Raw genomic sequence first — 21,988 nt, 5'->3', positions numbered from 1 at the left:
CTATTCATCAGATTCAAGCAGCGCTTTGATTCCGCGATCGAGGCGGGTGAATTCGGCATAGCGCTCCTGCAGTACCGCCACATTCGCGGCGATCGGCTCGTGGCGGCGCACAATGCGGCTCATGGCGGCGACGGCCTCATCCAGCGTGCGGTAGAGCCCGCCGGCCACCGCGGCGCAGATGGCGGCGCCGAGCGCCCCCACTTCGACGGCATCGACGACTTCCACCGGACGGTTGCAGGTATCGGCGAAAATTTGCGCCCAGAACGGCGAACGGGCGGCGCCGCCGGCCAAACGGATGGTTTCCGGCCAGCGCCCGCCGGTATGCACGATCAGCGACTCGGCGTGGCGCCGGTGTTCAAAGGCGACGCCTTCGCAGATGGCGCGAATAATCGAGGCTTCATTGTCCGAGGCGCCCATGCGCATAAAACTGCCCTGATAGGGCTGCGGGCCGTGGATATAAGGCATGAAATAGCAGCGTTTGCTCTCGACCGGACAGGTTTCCGCCAGAGCGATGGCTTCGGACACGGTCAGGCGATCGCCCAGCGCGTTTTTTAAATACCAGCCAAGGTTGGCGGCGGATGAGGGGCTGCCCTCGGCGACCAGCCGGGCGGCGCCGTCGCGGTAAAGCATGTTCAGCAGGGGGTAATTGTCGGTCACCGGCTGGGGAACCTCCAACGCGTTGATCGCCCAGGTGCCGGCGATAAACACCATGCACCCCGGCGAAGTCACGCCGGCGCCCAACGCGCAGGAGGCGACGTCCATCATGCTGCCGGCCACCGGCGTGCCCTCCGGCAGGCCGGTTTCCCGCGCGATGCGCGCGCTCAGTCGGCCGCCGATGGCCGAGCTGTTGACGATCGGCGGCAGCTTGTCGGCCAGCCCCTGATGGCCAAGCAGCGCTAACGCTTCATGGGAATAGTCCTGCCGATCCAGATTCATCAACCCGCCGCCGCTGGCGTCTGAGGGATCGGTCAGCGCACTCTGCGTCAGGCAAAAACGAATAAAATCCTTGCAGGCCAGGCCCCAACGCGTTTTCGCCATCACCTCCGGCTCATTCTCCGCCAAACCGGCCAGTTGGATCAGGGTTTGTCCGCCCCAGGGGCGATGACCGTTCTCGGTGCTTAACGCCCGCTCCCGGCCGCTGCCGATCACCCGATCGGCGATCGGCTGCGCGCGGTGATCGACGGAGACAATGCCGGGCCGCGTCGGCTGGCCGTCTTCATCGACCAGGAAAATGCCGTTGCCGAAACCGGTGCAGCCGATGCCGACCACGCGCTCCGCGGCGCCATCCTGCAGCACATCGCAAACCGCGGTTAGGGTGGCCAACCAGAAGGCTTCGCCGTCGCGCTCGACGCGCCCGTCGGGATAGTGATCGGTGGTCACCTGCGCGTTACGGTGGCTGACGATGCGCCCGGAGGCGTCGAACAGGGCGACTTTTACTGCGGTTCCGCCCGCATCGATGGCAAGGACGAGCGGCGTGTAGGGTTGCGTCATCATTATTATCTTCCATTCCAAAGTATACGAGGATCGGCGGCGCAGCTCCGAGATTGAGCGGCGGCCCAGGCGTTATCATGACCGAGCGCGTCGGCCATGACGGAGGCGATGTGGTCGAGCGCGGCTGTCGACAGACGACCGGTCATCACCAGGTTGGTGCGCCGCAGGACCATATCTTCCAGCGACAGCGCCATTCGGTTACGGGTCAGCCAGAGAATTTCACGCTGCGAGTAGTCCGGCGCGTCGTTAATCGCCGCATCGTCGCCCTGCGCGCAGAACAGCGCTATCGGCTCGGCCAGGGTGCCGTAGCGGGCATAGAGCTGCTCGATGCGCGCGGAGGAAAGACCGCTGCGCCGCGCCAGCTGCGCCGCGTCTATCGCGCCCGCGCCGGGATAGGGCCGGTCCAGCGTCGAGGCGGTTCGGGTTTTCCCCAGGTGGCCGAGCGCCTTATCGGCGGCCGACTCCGCAAAGGAGCGAAAGGTCGTCCATTTGCCGCCCACCAGAGAGATCAGCGGCAGAGCGTCGACGCTATCCTCGATCAGCGCGTGATCGCGCGCGGCCTGCGTGGCGCTGCCGCCGCCCGCCTGCAGCGGGCGAATACCGCTGGTCACCGCCACCATATGGTCCGAGGTGACGCGAATATCGTCAAACAGCTTATTCAGCGCGCTTAGTAGGTAGGCGATCTCATCGTCCGCCACATCGTGATCGTGCGGATCGCGGGTTTCCACCTCCGTGGTGCCGATCAGCACCACATCTTCAACCGGCAGGGAGATCACCATGCGTCCGCGCCCGTCGTCAAAATAGAACGCCCGCCCGGCCATACGCCGATGCAGCTCAGGATGACGTAAAACCAGGTGGGCGCCTTTTACCCCGCGCACCAGCTGCGAAGGGCGTCCCAGCAGGCCGTTGACCCGGTCGATGGCCGCGCCGGCCGCGTTGATAATCACGCGCGGCCGCAGCGTCGCCGTTTCGCGGCTGACGGGATCGGTTATCACAAACTGCCCCGGCGCGCGGTAACGCCACTCCAGGTGATTGACCGCGGTTACGCCTTCTACCTTAATCGCGGCTTCCAGCATCTCGAGAATCAGCGCTTCAGGGCCGGTAAGCTGTCCGTCGTAGTAGCTGATGACGGCGCGCACCGCCCGCGGCGTGCCGGGCGGAAACGTCGAGCGGCGGACGGCCACCTTATGGTGAGGCAGCGCGCGCCGGATGGCGCCGAACCGTTCATAGACCAGCAAACCGCTTTTCAGCGCGACAAAACTGAGCGGCCCCGGCTGGCGGGAGAGACCGAAAAAACGCAGCGCGGTTTTCGGCAGCCCTTTCATCCAGTGCATCACCGGCACCACCATTTCCAGCGGCTTGACCAGATGCCCGGCGTCGTGCAGCAGCATATTGCGCTCGCGCGCCGATTCGCGCACCAGATCGAACTCCCGCCCCTCCAGATAGCGCAGCCCGCCGTGCGCCATGCGGCTAGAGGCGCTGCTGGCGCCGTTGCAGAAATCTCCGCTGTCGATCAGCGTCGCCGCTACGCCGTTCAGGGAGAGATCGCGCAATAGCCCGACGCCGTTGACGCCGCCGCCGATGATCAGGACATCAGGGGCGGGGTTGGCTTTCAGCGCTTCCCAGGCATGCCGCCTTACCGGTTGTGACTGACTGTTTTCTACATTGCTGAACATGCGATCTACCTCACGAATCCATCATTATTTAACGTTATGCATGCATTACATATGTCAACAACCATAGACTAATGTCAATATCAATGTAACAGTAATGTGAACAGGCATCATAAATTCACTGCGCTGATTAGCCAGGGATTTAGGCTAAATAAGATGTTACTAATTGAAAATTATAATTTTTCTGTACCCATCGCCAGAGCGGCGCCGGCCTGCGGGTCGCGGCGGGCGCCCCCGGTAGAACATCACCCTGATAACAAACGATATCGATATCGTTCGGAGCGAGTTATATGGAATCGGTCAAAAAAAACGCTTTGCTGTTGGTCGGAAGCATTATCGCCTTTGTGCTTATGGGCGCGGGCCAGTCCCTGATGGGGCCGGCGCTGCCTGAATTTCGCCAAATTTTCAGCCTATCGGTCGCCTCCGCCAGTATGGCGGTGACGGCGCAGTGGGTCGGCGCGCTGCTCGGCGTTATCGCGCTATTTTTCGGCGGCCGGCGCGACTGGACCCGTCTGGCGTTCGGTCTATTGGTGACGGGCGCGGCGCTGATGGCGTCGCAGATTAACTGGCCGCTTACGCTGCTGGGATCGCTGATCTTCGGCGCCGGCTATGGCGCCAGTCTGGCGCTGGTCAACTCCCGTTTGCTGCAGGCGTTTGAAAAAGCCGGGCCCTCGATGGTCAGCCTGGTGAACGCGCTATTCGGCGGTGGCGCCATCGTCGCGCCGCTGGTGTTCGTCGCGCTGGCCCGCAGCCCGGAATTAAGTTTCGGCATTCTCGCCGCAGGGCTGATCTTGCCGTTTCTGCTGTCGTTCTTTTTCCCGCGCCAGCGGACGGAAGAACCGGCCGCCGACGAAAAACGGACGCGCAAGATCTCCATCCCGACGCTGCTGGTCGGCGCGTCGGGCACGGCGGTGGAAGCCTGTCTGATCGGCCTGGGGCCGGTGATCCTGCTGGGCGCCAGCTTTTCCGACAGCGCCGCCGCCGGCGCGCTATCGCTATTTTTCGCCTTCTTTCTGGGCGGGCGCATTACTCTTAGCATTATCGGCCACCGCCTGCCGGCGGCGCCGATGCTGATCGGCGGTTTTGTGGGCGGCGCGGCGCTGCTGGCCTGCGCGGGAAGCGGCATTTACCCGACGCTGACCTACCCGGTGGCCGGATTCTTTATCGGCAGCATTTTCCCCAACTTCTTTGTATTTGGCTCGAACCGGATGGGGAAAGACGCCAGAACCGGCTCGATAATCGTTACCGCGGCGTTGGCCGGCGGCGTCCTCGGGCCGCTGATCGTCGGCCAGGTGGTGGCGGACATGCCGCCGCTAACGCCGTTCTGGCTGCTGGCGGGCTATAGCGCCTTCGTGGCGCTCTGCGGACTGCGCGTGCTGAGAAACCCGCGCGGGGAGCAGGCCGCGGCGCGACGCTCAGCCTAAGGCGTCGCTTGCGCCGGCTACGGCAGCTTGCGCAATGGCGCCTTGGCATCCGGGCGGTGAGGATCGTCGCGGTCGCGATCCGGCTCAATGCGCTTGGTATCAGCCGCCAGATCGCGGCGAAGGCCGCCGGCGGCATCCGGATCGCCGTACCCGGCCGACGCCGGCGCGGCGAAGCGCATCGACGGCAGCCGCCGCTGCCAGACCAGCGCCAATAGCGCCAGCAGCGCCGCGCTCAGCCCCACCCAGGCCAGACTGGTCAGCCCCCAGCTTTCCAGACTGGCCGCTCCCAGCATCGACCCGGCCACCACGCCCGTATTGAAGGCCGCGATATTCAGCCCGGAGGCCACATCCGCCGCCTGCGGCCGATGGCGGCGCGCCAGCCCCAGAATACGCGCTTGCAGCGGCGGAATGGTGCCGTAGGTCGTCAGACCCAGCCCCAGAACCAACGCCGCCATCAACGGAAAACTGCCCTGCGCCAACCCGATGAGCGCCAGTACGGCGGCAATGCCCGCCAGCAGCCAGAGCGCGGCGCGGTCCATGCCGATACGGTCGGTCATCCGCCCGCCCGCGACGTTGCCGATCGCCGCGCCGATGCCGTACGCCAGCAGGATCGCGCTCACGCCGCGGATATCGGCGTGCGTCACCTGCAACAGCAGCGGCGCGATGAATGTATAAACAACGAAGGAGCCGGTATAAGACAACAGCGGTAAACTGGCCCCCGCCAGCAAACGCCGGTCAAACAGAACCGATAGCTGACGCCAGCCGCCGCCGGCGCTATCGCCCGCCCCCGCGGGCATCCATCGGGCCACCCCCAGCGCGCCCGCCAAGCCGCAGAGCGCGATCAGCGCAAAGATCCATTGCCAGGGCAGCACGCTGCCCAGCCAGGCGCCCGCCGGCACGCCCAGCGCCATCGCCACGGTCACGCCGCCGAACACCAGCGACAGCGCGGCGCCGGCGCGCTCCGGCGCCACCAGACGCGTCGCCACGCCGGAGGCCGTCGCGAAGAAGACGCCGTGAGCCAGTCCCGACAGCAGGCGCGCCGCCAATAGCAGCGGCAGCTGGGTGGACAGCGCCGCCAGCACGTTGCCGGCGGTGAAGACGAGCATAGCGGCCAACAGCAGACGCTTGCGCCCCCACCCGGACGCCAAGGCGGTCAGAACCGGCGCGCCGATCGCCACGCCGGCGGCGTAGAGCGTGACCGCCAGCCCGACTTGCGCCGCGCTGGATTGCAGGCTGTCGGCCAGCGACGCCGCCAGCCCGATGCTGATGAACTCGGTGAAGCCGATGGCGAAGGCGCAGAAGGCGAAAATAGAGATAACGGCAGGCATAGGGCAGCTCCAGAGTAAGGCGCGTCGCGATCGATCGCGACCAACGCAGCGATTCAGCCGTTATTCTGGAAATTTCATCTACTGCCGAAAAGGAGTAAATTGGCGAAATACTTGTGATGGATTGGAATAAATGACGATACGCAACCTGGATGATTTGGCGGTGTTTTTGAAGGTCGCGGACTGCAACGGCTTCTCCGCCGCCGCCCGCGCGCTGGACCTGGCGCCGGCCACGGTGAGCAAGCAGATCGCGCGTCTGGAGCAGTCGCTGGGGGCGCGGCTGTTCGAACGCAGCACGCGCCAGTTGCGCATTACCGACGAAGGGCGGGCCGTCGCCGAACGCGCCCGGCCCGCGTTGGCCCTCTTGGATGAAGCCGCCGATGTCGCCCGTCAAGGCGTGGGGAGCCTGACGGGCGCGCTGCGCGTGACGGCGCCGACGCCATTGGGCGCGCGCTACCTGGCGCCGGCGATCGCCGCGTTCCGCGAACGTCATCCCCAGTTGGGGTTCGATCTGCAATTAAGCGATCACGTCGTCAACCTCTACGACAGCGACCTCGATCTGGCCGTGCGCGTCGGCCGACTGGCCGATTCGCGCCTTATCAGCCGCCGGCTGGCCGAAAGCCGGCGCATTCTGGTGGCCGCCCCCGCCTACCTGCGGCGCACGGGCGCGCCCGCGCACCCGCGCGAACTTCCCCGGCATCAATGCTTGCTGTTCGCCTATCCGGGCCTGCGCCAAAACCGCTGGACGCTCAAACATGCGGGCCGCGGCGGCAAAACCGAGAGCGTGGAAGTCGCGGGCGATCTGCGCAGCGACAACGGCGACGCGCTGCGAGCCTGGAGCCGGGCCGGGTTGGGGATTTCGCTGCGCGAAACCTGGGACGTGGCCGAGGAACTGCGCAGCGGCGACCTGATGCGCGTACTGCCCGACTGGGCCGAACCCGCGGTGCCGATCCAGGCGGTGCGCGTACAGCGGGCTCCCGTTCCGCGCCGGGTCGGCGCGTTTATCGAGTTCCTTGCCGAACGCTGGCGGCAGCCGCCCTGGGGAAGTTAGCATGCCATTTATCCGCGCCGGCGTCGGCGAAATGGCATGCCGGTAGCCCATCCTTAATTTTCAGGCGCGGCGTTTGCGCGCCGGAGTTGGCGTACTAGCCCGGAGCAGAGCGCCGCGATCGCGGCCGCACTCAGGCAGAGCGCGCCGCTTCCCCAACTCTCCAGGACGCCGGCGCCGGCAAGCGCTCCCGCGCCGAGGGCGCTATTGAAGATGGCGGCGGAGATAGCCGATGCCGGCAGCGCCGCGTCGCCCGCCAGACGGATCGCGCCGGCCTGAATGCCGACGAACAGCACCGACACCGCCATCCCCCACCCTAGCGCCAGCAACGTCGCGGCCGCCGCGCCCTGCGCGATGCCGGAACCGATGGCCAGCAGGCACAGCGCCGTCGTCAGCAGCGCCGCGGCCAGCATGCCTTTAAGGCAGTGGTCGATCAGCACGCCGCACAGCAGATTGCCCGCGATGCCGGCCGCGCCGAAGGCGAACAGGCAGATCGCGACCCATTCGGCGGAGACGCGCATGCGCGACGATAGCAGCACTTCGACATAGGTAAAAACCGCGAAATGGGCAACGATAGCCCCGGCGGCGATCGCGTAAAGCCACCGTAGTTCCCCATTGCCCAGGACCGACAGCAGCTGGGTCGGACGTAAACATATGCCGCCGGCCATGCGCGGCAGCGAAATCGCCAACGCCAGGCCGGCCGCCAGCGCAAGCAGGCTCAGGCAGGCGAAGGCCGCGCGCCAGCCGGCATGGTTGCTGATAACGTTGACCAGAGGCACGCCTAGCACGCTGGCGACCGAAACGCCGCCGAAGATAATCGCGGTGGCGCGTCCGATCAGGCGCGCGGGCACCAGTTGAGCCCCCAGGGTGGCCGCCATGGCCCAGAAGGCGCCGTGAGCCAGCGCGCCCAGCAGACGGGCCGCCAGCAGGGCGTTGAAGGAGCCGCTGGCCGCGGCGGCCCCGTTGGACAGGGCCAGCAGCAGCATCATCCCCAGCAACAGCGGCCGGCGCGGCCAGCCGCTGACGGTCAGCACGGCCGCCAGGGCCGCCAGCGCGCCGATCCACGCATAGGCGGTCACCACCAGTCCGGTGCGGCCCGGACTTTGCGCCAGATCGCCGGCGATGCCGGATAGCATGCCGATCGGCGCCAGCTCGGTGGCGACGACGACGAACGCCCCCACGCCCAGCATGGCCACGGCCAGCCAGTTTCGCCATCCACAATCCAGTCCCTGCGTACCCACGCCGCTCATACATTTCCTCCTTTAATGTCTTCGGCGCCGTTACGCGGGCCGTAAAATTCGCCTATCGCCATGCGGCCGAAGCCGCTGGCCGGAGCGTGAAGATCTTTTTCGCGTGCGCGCTGTTGCATCTCTGTGTTCCTTGTCCGGTTGAAAGGTTGTTAGTATGATTTCCGAATAAGGAGTAATAAATGGACAAATATGCGAATCAGTTTTCCGAAATCGGAAACCAGGCGCACCAGGAACTTCATTGGGACGACGCCCGGGTGTTCCTGGCCGTGTCCCGCACGGGCACGCTCAGCGGCGCGGCCAAGACGCTGGGTTTGGGCCTGGCCACGGCGTCGCGCCGCCTGGAACGGCTGGAGGCGGCGCTGGGCGTCTCGCTGTTTACCCGCGACCAGGGCGGACACCGACTGACCGACGATGGCACGGCGCTCGTCGCGCGCGCAGAGGCGCTCGAACAGGCGGGGCACGCTTTCGGCGCCGCCGCCCAGGGACGCACGGATCGGGTGGCGGGCCACGTGCGCCTAGCGACGACGCAGATGCTGGCCGACCACTTTATCGTGCCGGCGCTGCCCGGCCTGCTGGCGCCGCATCCTAATCTGAGCGTGGAAGTCGTAACCGGCGTCGCGGCGGTCAATCTGCACCGGCGCGACGCCGATCTGGCGATACGCATGATCAAGCCCGAACGCGGCAATCTGAGCATTCGCCGCCTGGGAATGATGGGATTCGGCCTGTACGCCGCGCCGGACTACCTGCGCCGGCGCGAGGCGGCGCAGGAGGCGGATGCATTCATCGGCTGGACGGAGACCCAGCAGCACCTCCCCGCCGCGCAATGGCTGGAGAGCGCGCTGCGCGGACGGCCTTGCCGCATGCTGACCTCCGCAATCTCCACGCAGATGGCCGCCGCCCGCGCCGGTCTCGGCCTGGCGGTGCTGCCGCACTGGCTGGCGCGGGAACAAGGGCTGGTATGCGTGCGCGACGATATCGACTGCGATCGGCCCATCTGGCTGGCGATCCACGCCGATCTGGCGCATTCGCGGCGCGTACGGCTGGTGGCGGATTTTCTCAGCGATCTGGTGCTGGAGAACGCCGCGCTTCTGCAATACGGCGCAAACGCATAGCGCAACGGATGCCGTCCGACAGGCGATACGCACGCGATATTTCCATTTGCCGGCGCAGCCCTCGGCGGCTAACGCGCCGCGCCCGTTGTCCCCGGCGCGCATTTCCCCTCCAGAAACCCCCGCAAACGGCGCTGCTGCTTCTCGCCGTCATCAGCGCGGCGGCGTTTATGTCCTATATTGTCGCCAGCCGTCTGCTCTCATTCGGTCTGTTTAGCCTGCTGGGATACGTCGAACCCGTACTGATGGTTTGCGTTTCTCTGCTGCTGGGCGAGCAGATCCAGACGCAAGAATGGCTGACCTATATCCCTATCTGAACGGCGGTCGGTTTTCTGGCAATCGACGGCTATTACATATCCGGCGAGATAAAACCGGCCATAAGCCGCATAAACGCACGCCGCGCTGACCCCGCGGCAAAAATGGTGGGAAACGGCATCAGCTGGCTATATACCACTCTTTGCGATGATTCCAGGCCACCAAAAAATTGAGCGCGATGGCGCCTGTCAGCGAGTAAAACACGATTTCGGAACGCAAAAAGAAGGCAGCCTGTCTGAGCGCCGCCTATCGTCCCGGAATCAACCACCCAACGCTATCATCTGTTCCAGAGTCATGGTTGCGCCGCCGCAGACGATAACCAGCGGATTGCTAAAAGGCTCCAATACCGCTTTTCTCTCATAGAGACAGGCCAGACTGGCGCCGCACGCCGGCTCGGTGACAACCCGGTGATCGTCGGTAAATTTCCGGCAGGCATTGACGGCTTCCGCATCGCTAACCAGCTCGCTTATGACGGCGTGCGAACCGGCATATTCCACCGCCCGATCGCAAACCCGTTTTGCCCCGAGGGAGGTGGCGACGGTATTGATGCGTTCAATCTCAACGGCATGGCCGGCGTTGACGGCGGCATGAAACGACGCCGCCCCTTCGGTTTCCACCGCGATCACCGGAACCTCTGAGAAGCCGTTGCGCCGTAGCCCTTCGATAACGCCGCAAAGCAGACCGCCGCCGCCGACGGATAAAATAACCGCATCGGGACGCAGGCCGCAGGAGACGACCTCATCGATCATGGTGGCGTGCCCCTGCCAGAGCAAAGGATTATCGAACGGATGCAGAAAGGCATCCGTCTCTTTCACCAGCGAGAGCGCAAACTCATTGGCCTCTTGCCATGAACCGCCATAAACAATCACCTCCGCCTGCTCAAGCCGCAGCAGCTCCTGCGCCCGCGCCGAGGTGGTTTCCGGCACCACCACAATCACCGGTACGTCCAGCAGGCGCCCCGCGTATGCCACCGCCAACCCCGCGTTGCCGCCCGATGAAGAGATAAAGCGCCTGGCCCCGTTTTCATAATATGTCTGACAGGCCAGGCCGATGCCGCGGATCTTGAACGATCCGCAGGGCTGCAGCGCATCCATTTTCAGCCAGACATTTCTCCCCGCGATCTGACCCAGAGCTCTTGAGTTAAGCAGCGGCGTATTGATATGTAGTTGCATGCTATATCACCAAACCTATTGTGTACGAACCGTCATCAGGCGTCGGATTTCCCCGCCAAAGCCTGCGCCTCGATTTCAACGTCCAGATTAAAAGCCAGTTTGCTGCTCACGACCGTACGCGTCGGATAACCACCGGCAAACCATTTTGCATACTCTTGATTAAATTCAGAAAAGTATTTCATGTCGGACAGCCAAACCGTGACCTTAAAAATATTGTCAAAGCCCGAGCCCGCCTCCTTAAGGGTCTTGGCGATATTGCCGAGAATATTCGCCGTCTGCGTGGCGACATTCCCATAAACGGGCTCGGCGGTCTCCGTCATCGACACCTGGCCCGAGAGGTAAAGCACGCCGTTCACTTCCGTCGCGGTGGCAAAGGGAAAGGGAAGCTGGCTCTCGACTCGTTTTATCGTTTTGTTCATGATTTCCTCTAATAAACCAGGCCGGTAAGTTCGATAATGGCATCAAACTAGCAACAATAAGTTGAATTATCAACTTATTGTTGAATTAAAAGAATAACGATAAGCCCAGCCGGGCTGCGGCTTGTCGGCATCGCCTTCCCGGAGATTGCCGCGACCGCACAAATACTTTGTTGATTTTCAACAATCTGTTTAAATGCATAATCAGAAATTGTTTGAGCAAACGGGGCCAATCTGGATGAAAAACGATAGCGCAAAGGCGCATCTTATCGAGGGACTTAGCGCCGCTATGGAAGCCCTCGCTTCCGTCGTCGGCCAGAATATTGAGGTCGTCCTGCACGATCTTCAGCAACCGGACTCTTCCGTTCTGAAAATCATTAATGGCCATCTTTCGGGCCGGGTGCCGGGGAGCTCGCTGCTTGACGGACCGGAAAATGATATGGGCTTTATGGGGATCCTTAACCACAAGCCATCGGCGCAAGACACCAGGCCCGCTATTTTTACCGACTATAAAACCGTCAGCCTGCAGGGCAAACCGCTGCGCAGCGCTACCGTGCTGTTTAAGGATGAGTCAGGAAAGGCGTCGTTATCGCTCTGCTTCAATGCCGACGACGGCGCAATCAACGCGGCCCGGGATGCGCTGGCGCTGCTGCTTCCGCCTGGCGTTGAAGCCAAAGAGAGCGGCGAAACGGGGCTGGAAGAAAAGATGAATGAGATTATTCACGACTGCCTTCCCCCGACGGGACAGTTGAGAATCGGGACGACGAAAAAGGAGAAGGTCGAGATAGTCCGCAAAATGCAGGAAAAAGGCATGTTCATTGTGCGGGGAGGCGTGGAGAAAGCCGCAAAAGTACTCGGCGTTACCCGCTACACCGTTTACAACTATCTCGATGAAATTAAAAAAGAGGGTAAAGCCGGATAAGGATTATCGCCGCCCCGCTGCGCGGAGAAGTTGATTGCAATCGCGGGTATCAAACGGCTAGTTTCGTGGTTTTACTCTCTTCTACTTTAACAATGGTCCCTGTGCGCATACCCAGGGACGAAAACAAGTCAACCGTCGCTTTTTCCTTCACGATTACTTTTCCTGTTTACGCGTTAAATAGAATCGGCGCGGCGCTTGGCTGGAGCGAAAGGGCGCATGCCGGCCGGAACGCTAATCACGACAAGGCAGGCAACAATCAGCCCAACCCCTGCCCATCCGGATGCCGGTAGTCTTTCACCGACCAGTATTACGGCCAGCAGGGCGGCAACCACCGGTTCCAGCAGGGTAATAGTGGTTGCCATGCTGGCAGGAATGCGCGCCAGCCCGTAGCCATAACAGACGTAGCCCACAAACATCGGAACCAGCGCCATATAAATACCGACGGCGGTATTGTTCCAGGCGGCCAGAAGCGGCGCCCCCGTCATCAAAAGCACAGGCATAAGCAGAATACCGCCGGCGCCAAAGGTGGCGCCCATCGCGGCGCGGGAAGCCACGCCAGCCTGCATTAACCGCCGCGCGGACCACGAGTAGCAGGCATAGGTGAAGCCGGCCAGCAGGCCCAGCAAGATCCCCGTCGTGGCGTGATCGTTGCAGGTACCGCGCCCGCCGCTTTCCGCCAGGCAGAGCAGTATCATACCGGCGATGCCCACGGCCGCTCCGCACATCCACTGCTTTGTCAGGCGGAGTCCGTCAAGGCGATATTCAATCAGCGCGGACAGAAGCGGCGCTGAGCCGATGGAAATCACAGTGCCGACCGTGACGCCGGCATAGCGCATGGAGGCGTAAAAGGCGAGAGGGTAAACCGCCACCGCGACGGCCCCGGTCAGCAGAAAATGCCGGTGCCGGGAAATCAGCCGGCGCTGACGGATAATGGCGGCGATGGCAATAAGCCCCTGCAGTAACCCGCCGATCCCCATGGCGACCGCCCCTACGGCCAGAGGACTCAGGTCGGGGGCATAAGTCGCGGCCGTACCGGTGGTGCCCCAGAGAGCGGCCGCGATGAACACGCCCGCCATACCGCTCAGGCGTTGTCTTGATGACGGCATCAGTACGCCTCCATCATTCGTTCGGCAATCACGCCGGCCTGCGTCACGCAGTCGCTGTTACCTTCCAGACCTGCGCGTGAAATACTGCCTTCCAGCAAAAAAGCGAAGTGTTTTGCCATGCTGCGCGCGCCTGCAACGTTTCCGCTCATCAGGTCAGTCAGGTGCGCAGCCAGAATAGCTTCCACCTCCTCCTTGTGCGCGCGCACGACCTGCCGCCCCGCGGCCCCCGCCGGCAGCTCTGCCGCCGCGTTCAGCAAGCCGCAACCGCGAAAACCGTTTTCATAGGCATATTCGGCATGATCCCTATAGGCATCAAATACGGCCAGCACCCGCTCCCGCGGCGTTATGGCGGCTTCTAACCGTCTTTGATACAGCGAAAGCCACTCTTCATGGCGCACCCTGAGGTAGGTCGCAACAAGCGCGTTTTTGGAGGCAAAATTATTGTACAGGCTTTTCTTGGCGACACCGGCGCGCTTCACGATGGCATCAATGCCGGTGCCGTTGATACCGTGATTATAAAACAGCACGCACGCGGCGCTGAGTAGCTTTTCATAGGCGGTCTCTGAACCGGCGGATACGGGCGCCATAATCGGCCTCCTGACGAAATAAGTAGGTAGACCAGTCTACCTACAAATGAAGCTGAAGCAAGCGCAGTCCGCATTTATCCGAGATGAGTGATGTCGGGCCGCCAGTATTAAATAGAAAGGAGGATGACTGATTCCGGCGCGCTGCCAGCAGGCTCCCGAGCAGCGGCGCCCCAGAAATATTCGCTGCTCGGGCTGATGTTTAATCGGGCCAGTCAAAAGAGAATAAGAATGTGAACACGCATTAGCGCGTAGCGCCATTGACCTACAACAATGTCGGCAGGGCAAATGCCAGTCTGTGCGCAGAAAAAAATCTCAAAAAAACCCTTTTTAATTCGATACGCATCTCAATTATTTCATCGACAGCAATTTTTCATAATCAGGATAAATATGCGGTATCTCTTCACTGCTGCCATCCGGGTAAATTGCCGTCAGATTGCCCGGATTATCAGGGGGATTCAACATAACAACTTTCGTAAGATGAACGGAAGGTTCAATAAAGATATTTTGTGTATCACTAAGCAGAAAGCGTCTGCGCCACTTTTCAAGCCCGGTATCACCCCCAAAAAACTTCAAACTCACTGTATTGTCGATGTGATTAGTCACCATCGGGAAAAAATCCGTCTTTAAGTCCAGATCGCCACTGACCTCTTTTGCCCTTCCCGTCCCATAACCGTCGCTGAGGCCATAATCTCCGAAATCAAAGATATAACTGGTCTCAATCACCTTTTTACCCTTCACCAGAGGATGATTATCGGCAATCTTAAAACTCACCCGCAGCGAGTTCAACTGCCACTGACACGAGCCTCCACCGTCTATCGCAATAGACGTCTGCCAGATATTACCGTGCCCTTGCCGGACAAAGGGTTGTGTAAAGCCGTTATAGCCCCGTACCGGATAAGATTCAAAACTGGAGTTATAGCTTTTATCCATACATTTTTCAGAACGGTACAGCACCTGCATCGGCATCAGCGTTGTGCCGTCGGGAACCCGGAATAACACCCTGACATAATGGGCATTATCAGGCGGAGAAAGCGTCTGGTCCGTTTTGTCGCCACACCCGCAAATCAGCGTGGCGCCAAGCACGATGACAAGAATTTTAGTTAGGCAGTTCAATTTCTTCCTCCGTTACCGCCGCAAAGCGGATCAGGGCATTTTTCCCGGTATCTTCCGCCTGCATCCGTTGCAGCGTCACCGGCAACATATCCTGGAGCGCCAGAAACTCACGGTTGCGCTGGACCTCATCCGGATTACCGCTGCATAAATTCCCCTTCTCAATCTCCTCGAGGAACAGTTCGCGCATAGCCTTTCTTTTCATTGGCCGCTCTGGGCTCGCCAGTTCCAGCACCTGATTATGGATATAAGGCAGATAGCGATGCGCCATCGAATGGTTGCGTGGATTGCTGGCAAGGCCTTTCTGCACGGGATTGGTATTCTGCGGAAAGGTTTTTTTCAGGCTCCCCGGACTCAGACACTGGATAAACGCTTCCTGATGCTCGCCGGTGGATTTCAAACACTCATCATTCAGGGATGGCACCAGAAAGAGTTTCACCGCCTGTTGATTTACATAAGACATTGTCACCGGAAAAGGATCGCTCGGATTATATGTCGACTTTTTGCTTATCACGCACTGCTGCGCCCGGAGAAAAGCCACCGTATTGCCGTGATGCCAGTACGGGTCTTTTTTCTCCGCAAATCCCGCCGACTGAAACGTCAAATCCCTCACGGCCACCCCGAGCCCGGCTGCAGTGGTAAGCGACCAGTCAAATCCCAGCTTATCGCCTAGCGTCCCCCATTTTTCATAGAACACATTATCGAGATCGGCATCCGGAGGGATCTGCGTGATCGAGTCGTTATCATTGACGTGTCGGTAGTGAGTGATCCCGTCCAGCAAGGGCATCGCCGCGCGGGTAAACGTGCGCGGCATGCCGTAGGTATACAGTACCGGCTGGCTGGATTTCATCTCGGCGGCATACAGCAGCGCAAGCGCCCCGCCCAGGCTGTGCCCGCAGATAAACAGCTTTTTTCGCTTCCCCAAGGCAGTCTTCACCGCATCCAGTTCATCCCCGAACTTCCGTTTAGCCAGCTCATAGGCTTCCAGAAAACCACCATGAATATTTCCCTCCCCGCCCAACTCCGGCAGGTATCGCTTCGGCCCAAAGGATAAATCGGTCAGGACGTTCAACAGACTGTCAGTACCGCACCAGGCAACCAGCACATGCGTTCCGCATTCCACCGTAAACAGTCGAGTATCGCCCTGCGGTTGCTCGCTATCCTTCGTGCTCAGGTACACCGGCGCAAGATAACGATCTCGGAACGGCACATCCACTGCCAGCGTGTGAAAGTAGGACGGGAACTCAGCAAACTGAGGAATGGAAGACAAATCCTGGCATTTCTCCCGGAAAAAATAGTCGATGTTTTTATTCTCTTTTTCAGCAGAGTAAACCAGATCGGCCATAATACCAAGGTTCAGCCCGTTGGCGAGGTCGTACGTTTTCGTGTCGTGTAGCGCCAGCACCCATGCCCGGAACGGGCAAATTTCGATGACGTGCCGTCGCTTCAACTCTCCCGGGGCTATCGCCATGCCCTTCAACGAACGCCCCGGAGGAAAATGAAATTCCGGCGGCTCCTGCTCATATCAGCCCTCTATCTGAGGCAATCGGTCACAGAGTTCCCCGATAGTCACATAGTGATGTACGTGTCCGGCTGCTTCGGTTTTTTCCTGTACGTCCGATCGCCAGCTTTTGTCCCGCATTTCCCGCCGGAAGGCGTTTTTATTCACTGGTTGGCTATTCGGATTGCGCCGGACGCCCAGCGGCCACTGCGTCATCTCATCGGCTATCTGCTGGCCGTCCGTTTTCACGTCCACGCTCAGCCAGTACAGGTCATCAAACCGGATCAGCCCCTGGCTGTCGGTGACACCCGCAGGGGGATTGGGTGGCGGAGTGGGATTACAAGCGTGACCGCCGAATTTACGCCACATCGCCACCTGCTCCGCGGATGCAAGCGGATGATACTCCAACTGCACTTTCAGCCCGGAAACGGGCGTGTTATTCTCATCCACAAACTGCAGTTCCAACCAATACTTATGCGGTTCACCACTACACAAAACGACTTTACCGCTCGATCTGACATTGGTTACGCAGGTGTTATCACCGATGATCTCCATGCTAAATCCTTTTAGTTCATGTGGTTATAAAACACACATCAAAGAAAGCACCGTCTGCCAACTTATAAAAAATAATCCTCGGATCAACCTGCGTCATTTCGTTAAAACGATAACGCAGAACTCCCCTCTTTCGCCTCCGCCCGTTACATGGACTGAGGCTTTTTATTTCATACGCCAGCTGATTTGTCTGCCAAACGGCAAACCTGCGACCAGAATATGCAGCTGCATAAACAGATCCAGCGCCTGCCGGAAGAGACAGACCACAAGCGATCTCTCCGCGTCCCGCCCTTCGCCGTATCGCCGCGGTTGCATGATAGATACTAATCTGGTTATCAAACCATTATCAGGCGCTTAAACAGCAGCTGCTGGACGTCCTGCCGATGTGACAAGATCGCATGTGCTGTCGCTAACGTTCCATCTACAGAATACAACACCCGGTAACCTTCAGCGTGGTTAAATTCCCGGTACTTTGCACAACCAATTTTCAGTAGTTCGGGACAAATCTGGCATCCCAGCGGGAACTGGCCAACGGTACTCTCAAACTGTGTAAGTATATCTGCAATAACCGGGCGCGGTTCGACATCAACGCGTCGGAGGAAGCCCGCAATTGTGTCGATGCAGTGCTTTACCGTAAGCGTGTACTCAAAGGTAACCTGCTGTTCCATGGAAGTCCCTTAACGTTGGATGCTCTGTGCTTAATCCGCAAGTCCATCCAGCAAATGGTCTTTTGAGAACACGCGCCCTTCAGCTTTATCTTTCTCTGACAGGGTTAGCAGCTTCAGCAAAGCGATGGCGTTTTCCCGTTCCTGCTGTTGGTCATAGGATTCTATAACATAAGCCGGAACGCCATTTTGCGTGACCAGGATCGGTTCTGACAGATCAAGCGTTGCCGCGTTTTTCTTAACGTAGCTGATTGTCTCTACTTTCATGATGCGTCCACCTGATAGTCATTGTTTATGTATCGGTTTTAATATAGACCATATTTAGACCACCAACAAGATGCACGAGTGCTGATATCTGCCTGGCGAACGCCTGAGCCTATTGGGGGCTAATCTTAGCATCTTCCTGTTCGGCTAAACCCACACGGTAAAAACACCTATAGATCAGAAGCGGAAACTCCACGGGGCGCTCGCCAGTTGCGACACCGAGTATGAGCCGTCCCTTTGATAGCACGTCAGCCGATGCGGCAGCTTTTGCCACCAGTAGTGGATGACGCAATGGAAGAACCACCGCGGCGGTGCCCAAAGCAACATGACGAGTGATACCGGCCAGGAATCCCAGATTAACAAAAGGGTCATAGACAGAACCCGCGTCACCAAATCCGTGCGGGTCGAAAACCGGCACATCACGCATCCAGATGGCGGCAAAGCCAGAGGCGTCGACCTGGCGTACCAACCCTTCCTGCCGGCTTAAGTCAGGCATACCGTGCGGACGATAGCGTTCTTCACTACGCTGTTCCGCGCCAACAGACCAGTCATTGTCCAGAGGAAGTTCAATCCCTAGCGTTAATTGGCCGGGAACTCGTATCAGGTCTAAGGCCGAGGGGATGCTCGTTTTAATCTGCATCATGTTTCCACCCGTTATTTTCTGCCAAAGCCTTGCGGTCCAGGAAACCACTCCATACCGTGAGCAGTAATGCCACAACGACCAGCAACGCACTGACCCAGGGCGTCGCCTGTAAGCCCAGAGGCGAGGCAACCACACGCGAGCCGATAAAAGATGCCAATGCGATCCCCAAATTGGCGGCAGCAATGTTCAATGCCGACGCAACATCGACACCTTTCGGTCGATGCTTTTGCGCCAGTTGAACAACATACAAATGCAGCCCCGGTACATTGGCGAAGCAAAGTCCCCCCAGGAACGCTAAGGTAATAAGCGTGCCTACTTGGGAATAGGCGGTAAAACTAAATATCAGCAGCCCCAAAGCCTGTAGCGTGAAAAACACCACGAGTACGGGTATCGGTTTAAGGTTGGCGATACGCCCGCCGATAACGTTCCCCGCTATCACCGATAGCCCATAGAGAAACAAGATCTTACCGATACTGCTCGACTGGAATCCGCTTATCTGTTCCAGCAATGGCGCTAAGTAGGTGAACGCAACGAACGTTCCGCCATAACCGAACAGATTCATGGAAAACGCGATTAACAGCCGTCCGCTGCTCAATACTTTGGCCTGGTCTCGCAAACTTCCCGGACGGTCAACGTTAATCGTACGCGGCAACAACAAGGCGATACCGATGAATGAAATCAACCCCAGGCCGGCGACCATCCAGAAAGTTATCCGCCATCCCCATTGTTGACCCACAAGGGTACCAATAGGCGCCCCCGTGGCGATGGCGATAGTCAACCCGGAGAACACCATGGCAATAGCTGAAGCTCGGCGGTCATGAGGAACTAAACTCGCAGAGATAGTGGCGCCGATGGCAAAAAAAACGCCATGTGAGAATGCAGTAACCACTCTGGCCCCAAGCAGAGCGCCGTAATTGACGCTGGTCGCCGCGACCATATTACCGATAGTGAACAATGCCATCAGCGCCAGCAGTAACGTCTTGCGCGGCACCCGCCCCGTCAACGCAGTCAAAACAGGCGCGCCAACGGTAGCGCCCAGCGCATATAGACTTACGACGAGGCCGGCGACAGGAATATCAATGCCCATATCAAGCGCGATATTGGGCAAAATGCCTACCGCAACGAATTCCGTGGTTCCGATGCCATAAGCGCTGAGCATCAACGCCCACAATGCTGGATTATGCGAACGAACTTGCACGTTTATCTCCAAGCAGAAAAGTGTAGCGGTAACTTTAGAAGACTTCGTGCTTTTGAACTATAATTCAACGGTCAATGGATCTTGGAAATAAATTCACGAATCCATGCCCCCGTTCAACCGTTCCAATCACTTTACTGAAATGGCGACATTTGTTCAGGTCGTGGAGTCAGCGAGCATTTCTGCCGCTGCGCGGAAACTGGACATGACGCCTTCTGCGGTAAGCAAACTTCTTCACCGGCTTGAGACCAGGCTGGGAATTCGCCTGATCAATCGCACCACGCGCAAGCGTCAGCTCACTCCGGAAGGCTCCCTATTCTATGAGCGCTGCTTGCGCATCTTGGACGATATCTCTTCGGCGGAGATGGAGGCGACGCGAGGCGCAACGCCACGCGGTCATGTCCGCGTCAATTCGCACGTCGCGTTCGGCAAACACTATCTGATGCCACAGATCCCGGAATTCCTTAAACGGTATCCGGAAATAACGCTGGATATCGTTCTTTGTGATCAAGTAGTTGATCTATTGGACGATCGCACCGATGTCGCCATCCGAACCGGTCCGTTAACCGATTCGCGTCTGGTGATGCGCAGTCTGGGGAGTAGCCGCATGGTGGTGGTCGCTGCCCCCGCCTATCTTGAACGTGAAGGCATCTCGAAGACACCAGCCGATCTGGTGAGGCATCACCGGCTCGGCTTCGGTTTCACCCGCCATATCAAAGCGTGGCCATTCAATGGGCCTGATGAACCACACCTGCTTCCTCCATCCGGAAACTTATTGCTAGGCGACGGCGAAACCATGCTTAACGCCGCGATCGCCGGCCTTGGCCTGGCTCGGTTAGCGCATTTCCATGTAAAAAAAGACATAGAAACCGGGCGACTGGTGCCGCTGTTAGAGAGCGAAAATCCCGGCGATCGGGAAGAGATACATGCGCTCTTTATCGGACCGGGCAAGCAGCTCCCAACCCGTGTACGCGTGTTCCTCGACTTTATCGCCGAACGATGCCGCGTGCGCTGAAACGGGCGTAAAATCAGCGAATACGTTAAAAAGCCCCATTTTTCCGCTAATGGCTTTATCAATAAAACGGCAAGGCTTAAGATAAGCGTCGATAATGATAACGGGAATCATTTATTTTCGCATATCGATTTAGGTAGGGTATTACAATGAAAGAGAACTATTTCGAAGATAAAGTATCAAACACGCTATTAATTCCACTGGCCTGTAAAGCTGAAGAAAGCATGCGGCAACATCCCATCATCGTCGATGATGTCGCCTGCGATATCTTAAAAAAAACGCGTTTCGATATAAAAAAATATAAAAACAAAAAAACCAGTCGCGTGGGAACGGCTATCAGAGCAAAATATTTTGACAATGAAACCATTGAGTTTATTAATAAAAACGAAAATCCGGTGATAATTACCCTCGGTTGCGGATTGGATGCCCGCTACCAACGCATTGGCGATGCGGCCCAACAGGCAAGATTTTACTATATCGATTTAATGGATGTGATCGATGCGCGGAAAAAATTAATCCCTTGCCACGAAAACGAAAAATATATATCCGGTTCTATTTTGGATAACGACTGGATTTATGCGGTAAAAAAAGAATTACATCATGATGAACATCTGTTTTTTATTATAGAAGGGGTTTTGATGTATTTCACAGAAGAACAGGTGAAAAAAATATTTAATGCGCTTTGTCAGAACTTTAGTAACAGCGGAATGATTTTCGACATGCTTAATACCTGGCTAAGTAAAAACTCCGCGAAACATGATACCGTGAAAAATTCAGGCGTGCAGTTTTCCTTCGGCCTCGATGACGAAAAAGAGATCGAGCGCTGGAATAGCAAATTAACCCATGTAAAAACAAAGCTTTTTACCGAATTCAGTGAATATAAGCGGATGGGTAAAATTATCTCTTTTATGATGTCCCATGTTAATAAATATAAAACCGCATCAAAAATGGTGACCTATGAGATAAAATAATGGCTAACCGCGTCGCGAGTTCGCGCGCGTTTCGCTCTTAGCGAAAATCAATCCGACGAACGATTATTGCCGCTTGCCGGGGACGGGCCGAAACCTGACAAGCGGTGACATTTTTATATCCCCATCGGCGTCAAACGTCATAACCTCTTTTCGGGGATTCTGAGCAAATGCAGTATCGCTGTCTTACGTTTCCCCTAATCAAGTTTTATGCCGAGAAACCCAGGAAAAAAACCAACG

General features: G+C 58.5%; 24 protein-coding genes. 7 read left to right on the top strand and 17 right to left on the bottom strand.

Annotated features, from left to right (window positions below):
• Positions 1-1,494, bottom strand: a complete 1,494-nt coding sequence (locus VSX58_RS10925; RefSeq protein WP_327618085.1) for an FGGY-family carbohydrate kinase — start codon at positions 1,492-1,494, stop codon at positions 1-3.
• Between the two features lie 2 nt (positions 1,495-1,496).
• A complete protein-coding gene (locus VSX58_RS10920; protein ID WP_327618084.1) occupies positions 1,497-3,167 on the bottom strand; it encodes a glycerol-3-phosphate dehydrogenase/oxidase in 1,671 nt (556 codons plus the stop codon).
• 287 nt (positions 3,168-3,454) lie between these two features.
• Here VSX58_RS10920 and VSX58_RS10915 point away from each other — a divergent pair, with 287 nt between their 5' ends.
• Positions 3,455-4,588 carry an MFS transporter gene (locus VSX58_RS10915; RefSeq protein WP_327618083.1) on the top strand — a complete coding sequence of 378 codons (1,134 nt, stop codon included), beginning with the start codon at positions 3,455-3,457 and terminating at the stop codon, positions 4,586-4,588.
• Between the two features lie 17 nt (positions 4,589-4,605).
• Here the strand turns inward: VSX58_RS10915 and VSX58_RS10910 are convergent, their stop codons facing one another.
• A complete protein-coding gene (locus VSX58_RS10910; protein WP_327618082.1) occupies positions 4,606-5,916 on the bottom strand; it encodes an MFS transporter in 1,311 nt (436 codons plus the stop codon).
• Positions 5,917-6,046: 130 nt separating this feature from the next.
• On the opposite strand from VSX58_RS10910, the gene VSX58_RS10905 reads away from it, so the two are divergent.
• Positions 6,047-6,964 carry a LysR family transcriptional regulator gene (locus VSX58_RS10905; protein WP_327618081.1) on the top strand — a complete coding sequence of 306 codons (918 nt, stop codon included), beginning with the start codon at positions 6,047-6,049 and terminating at the stop codon, positions 6,962-6,964.
• A 53-nt stretch (positions 6,965-7,017) separates the two neighbouring features.
• On the opposite strand, the gene VSX58_RS10900 is transcribed toward VSX58_RS10905, so the two are convergent.
• A complete protein-coding gene (locus VSX58_RS10900) occupies positions 7,018-8,211 on the bottom strand; it encodes an MFS transporter (protein ID WP_327618080.1) in 1,194 nt (397 codons plus the stop codon).
• On the bottom strand, positions 8,208-8,330 hold the full coding sequence (locus tag VSX58_RS10895) for a hypothetical protein (protein ID WP_327618079.1): 123 nt from the start codon (positions 8,328-8,330) through the stop codon (positions 8,208-8,210). Before VSX58_RS10895 ends, VSX58_RS10900 begins: the two co-directional genes overlap by 4 nt.
• 60 nt (positions 8,331-8,390) lie before the next feature.
• On the opposite strand from VSX58_RS10895, the gene VSX58_RS10890 reads away from it, so the two are divergent.
• Together VSX58_RS10890 and VSX58_RS10885 are read left to right on the top strand one after the other, a co-directional pair.
• Positions 8,391-9,323: a LysR family transcriptional regulator gene (locus VSX58_RS10890; protein ID WP_327618078.1), complete on the top strand. Its 933-nt coding sequence runs from the start codon at positions 8,391-8,393 to the stop codon at positions 9,321-9,323.
• Positions 9,324-9,490: 167 nt separating this feature from the next.
• Entirely contained in the window at positions 9,491-9,637 is a 147-nt protein-coding gene (locus VSX58_RS10885) for a hypothetical protein (protein ID WP_327618077.1), read from the top strand.
• 258 nt (positions 9,638-9,895) lie between these two features.
• Here the strand turns inward: VSX58_RS10885 and VSX58_RS10880 are convergent, their stop codons facing one another.
• Positions 9,896-10,807 (bottom strand): pyridoxal-phosphate dependent enzyme, encoded by a 912-nt coding sequence (locus VSX58_RS10880; RefSeq protein WP_327618076.1) that lies wholly within the window; start codon positions 10,805-10,807, stop codon positions 9,896-9,898.
• Positions 10,808-10,842: 35 nt separating this feature from the next.
• Positions 10,843-11,226: a RidA family protein gene (locus VSX58_RS10875; RefSeq protein ID WP_327618074.1), complete on the bottom strand. Its 384-nt coding sequence runs from the start codon at positions 11,224-11,226 to the stop codon at positions 10,843-10,845.
• Positions 11,227-11,461: 235 nt separating this feature from the next.
• On the opposite strand from VSX58_RS10875, the gene VSX58_RS10870 reads away from it, so the two are divergent.
• Positions 11,462-12,145 carry a helix-turn-helix transcriptional regulator gene (locus VSX58_RS10870; protein WP_327618073.1) on the top strand — a complete coding sequence of 228 codons (684 nt, stop codon included), beginning with the start codon at positions 11,462-11,464 and terminating at the stop codon, positions 12,143-12,145.
• A gap of 173 nt (positions 12,146-12,318) precedes the next feature.
• Here the strand turns inward: VSX58_RS10870 and VSX58_RS10865 are convergent, their stop codons facing one another.
• The 10 genes from VSX58_RS10865 to VSX58_RS10820 all read right to left on the bottom strand — a co-directional run bounded on the left by VSX58_RS10865 (position 12,319) and on the right by VSX58_RS10820 (position 19,771).
• On the bottom strand, positions 12,319-13,251 hold the full coding sequence (locus VSX58_RS10865) for a DMT family transporter (RefSeq protein WP_327618072.1): 933 nt from the start codon (positions 13,249-13,251) through the stop codon (positions 12,319-12,321).
• Positions 13,251-13,838, bottom strand: coding sequence for a TetR/AcrR family transcriptional regulator (locus VSX58_RS10860; protein ID WP_327618071.1), 588 nt, complete (start codon positions 13,836-13,838; stop codon positions 13,251-13,253). Before VSX58_RS10860 ends, VSX58_RS10865 begins: the two co-directional genes overlap by 1 nt.
• A 348-nt stretch (positions 13,839-14,186) precedes the next feature.
• Positions 14,187-14,951, bottom strand: a complete 765-nt coding sequence (locus VSX58_RS10855; RefSeq protein WP_327618070.1) for a hypothetical protein — start codon at positions 14,949-14,951, stop codon at positions 14,187-14,189.
• Positions 14,935-16,419, bottom strand: coding sequence for a lipase family protein (locus tag VSX58_RS10850; protein ID WP_327618069.1), 1,485 nt, complete (start codon positions 16,417-16,419; stop codon positions 14,935-14,937). Before VSX58_RS10850 ends, VSX58_RS10855 begins: the two co-directional genes overlap by 17 nt.
• Positions 16,420-16,473: 54 nt before the next feature.
• Entirely contained in the window at positions 16,474-17,004 is a 531-nt protein-coding gene (locus tag VSX58_RS10845) for a hypothetical protein (RefSeq protein WP_327618068.1), read from the bottom strand.
• Positions 17,005-17,166: 162 nt separating this feature from the next.
• Positions 17,167-17,316, bottom strand: a complete 150-nt coding sequence (locus VSX58_RS10840; RefSeq protein WP_327618067.1) for a hypothetical protein — start codon at positions 17,314-17,316, stop codon at positions 17,167-17,169.
• Positions 17,317-17,336: 20 nt separating this feature from the next.
• Positions 17,337-17,669, bottom strand: a complete 333-nt coding sequence (locus VSX58_RS10835) for a type II toxin-antitoxin system RelE/ParE family toxin (RefSeq protein WP_327618066.1) — start codon at positions 17,667-17,669, stop codon at positions 17,337-17,339.
• Positions 17,670-17,699: 30 nt separating this feature from the next.
• Positions 17,700-17,933, bottom strand: coding sequence for a type II toxin-antitoxin system Phd/YefM family antitoxin (locus tag VSX58_RS10830; RefSeq protein WP_327618065.1), 234 nt, complete (start codon positions 17,931-17,933; stop codon positions 17,700-17,702).
• A gap of 109 nt (positions 17,934-18,042) precedes the next feature.
• Positions 18,043-18,573, bottom strand: coding sequence for an LLM class flavin-dependent oxidoreductase (locus VSX58_RS10825; protein ID WP_327618064.1), 531 nt, complete (start codon positions 18,571-18,573; stop codon positions 18,043-18,045).
• Entirely contained in the window at positions 18,560-19,771 is a 1,212-nt protein-coding gene (locus VSX58_RS10820; protein WP_433913810.1) for an MFS transporter, read from the bottom strand. The genes VSX58_RS10825 and VSX58_RS10820 overlap by 14 nt, the downstream gene beginning before the upstream one ends.
• A 103-nt stretch (positions 19,772-19,874) precedes the next feature.
• On the opposite strand from VSX58_RS10820, the gene VSX58_RS10815 reads away from it, so the two are divergent.
• Both VSX58_RS10815 and VSX58_RS10810 read left to right on the top strand, forming a co-directional pair.
• Positions 19,875-20,783, top strand: coding sequence for a LysR family transcriptional regulator (locus VSX58_RS10815; protein ID WP_327618063.1), 909 nt, complete (start codon positions 19,875-19,877; stop codon positions 20,781-20,783).
• A 146-nt stretch (positions 20,784-20,929) separates the two neighbouring features.
• On the top strand, positions 20,930-21,751 hold the full coding sequence (locus VSX58_RS10810; RefSeq protein ID WP_327618062.1) for a class I SAM-dependent methyltransferase: 822 nt from the start codon (positions 20,930-20,932) through the stop codon (positions 21,749-21,751).
• Positions 21,752-21,988 lie beyond the last annotated feature (237 nt).

The sequence above is a fragment of the Brenneria populi genome (assembly GCF_036016195.1).
In the GTDB taxonomy this organism is placed as follows: Bacteria; Pseudomonadota; Gammaproteobacteria; order Enterobacterales; family Enterobacteriaceae; genus Brenneria; species Brenneria populi.
The sequence above is the reverse complement of the archived record's forward strand: the minus strand, read 5'-3'. Positions and strand labels throughout refer to the sequence as shown.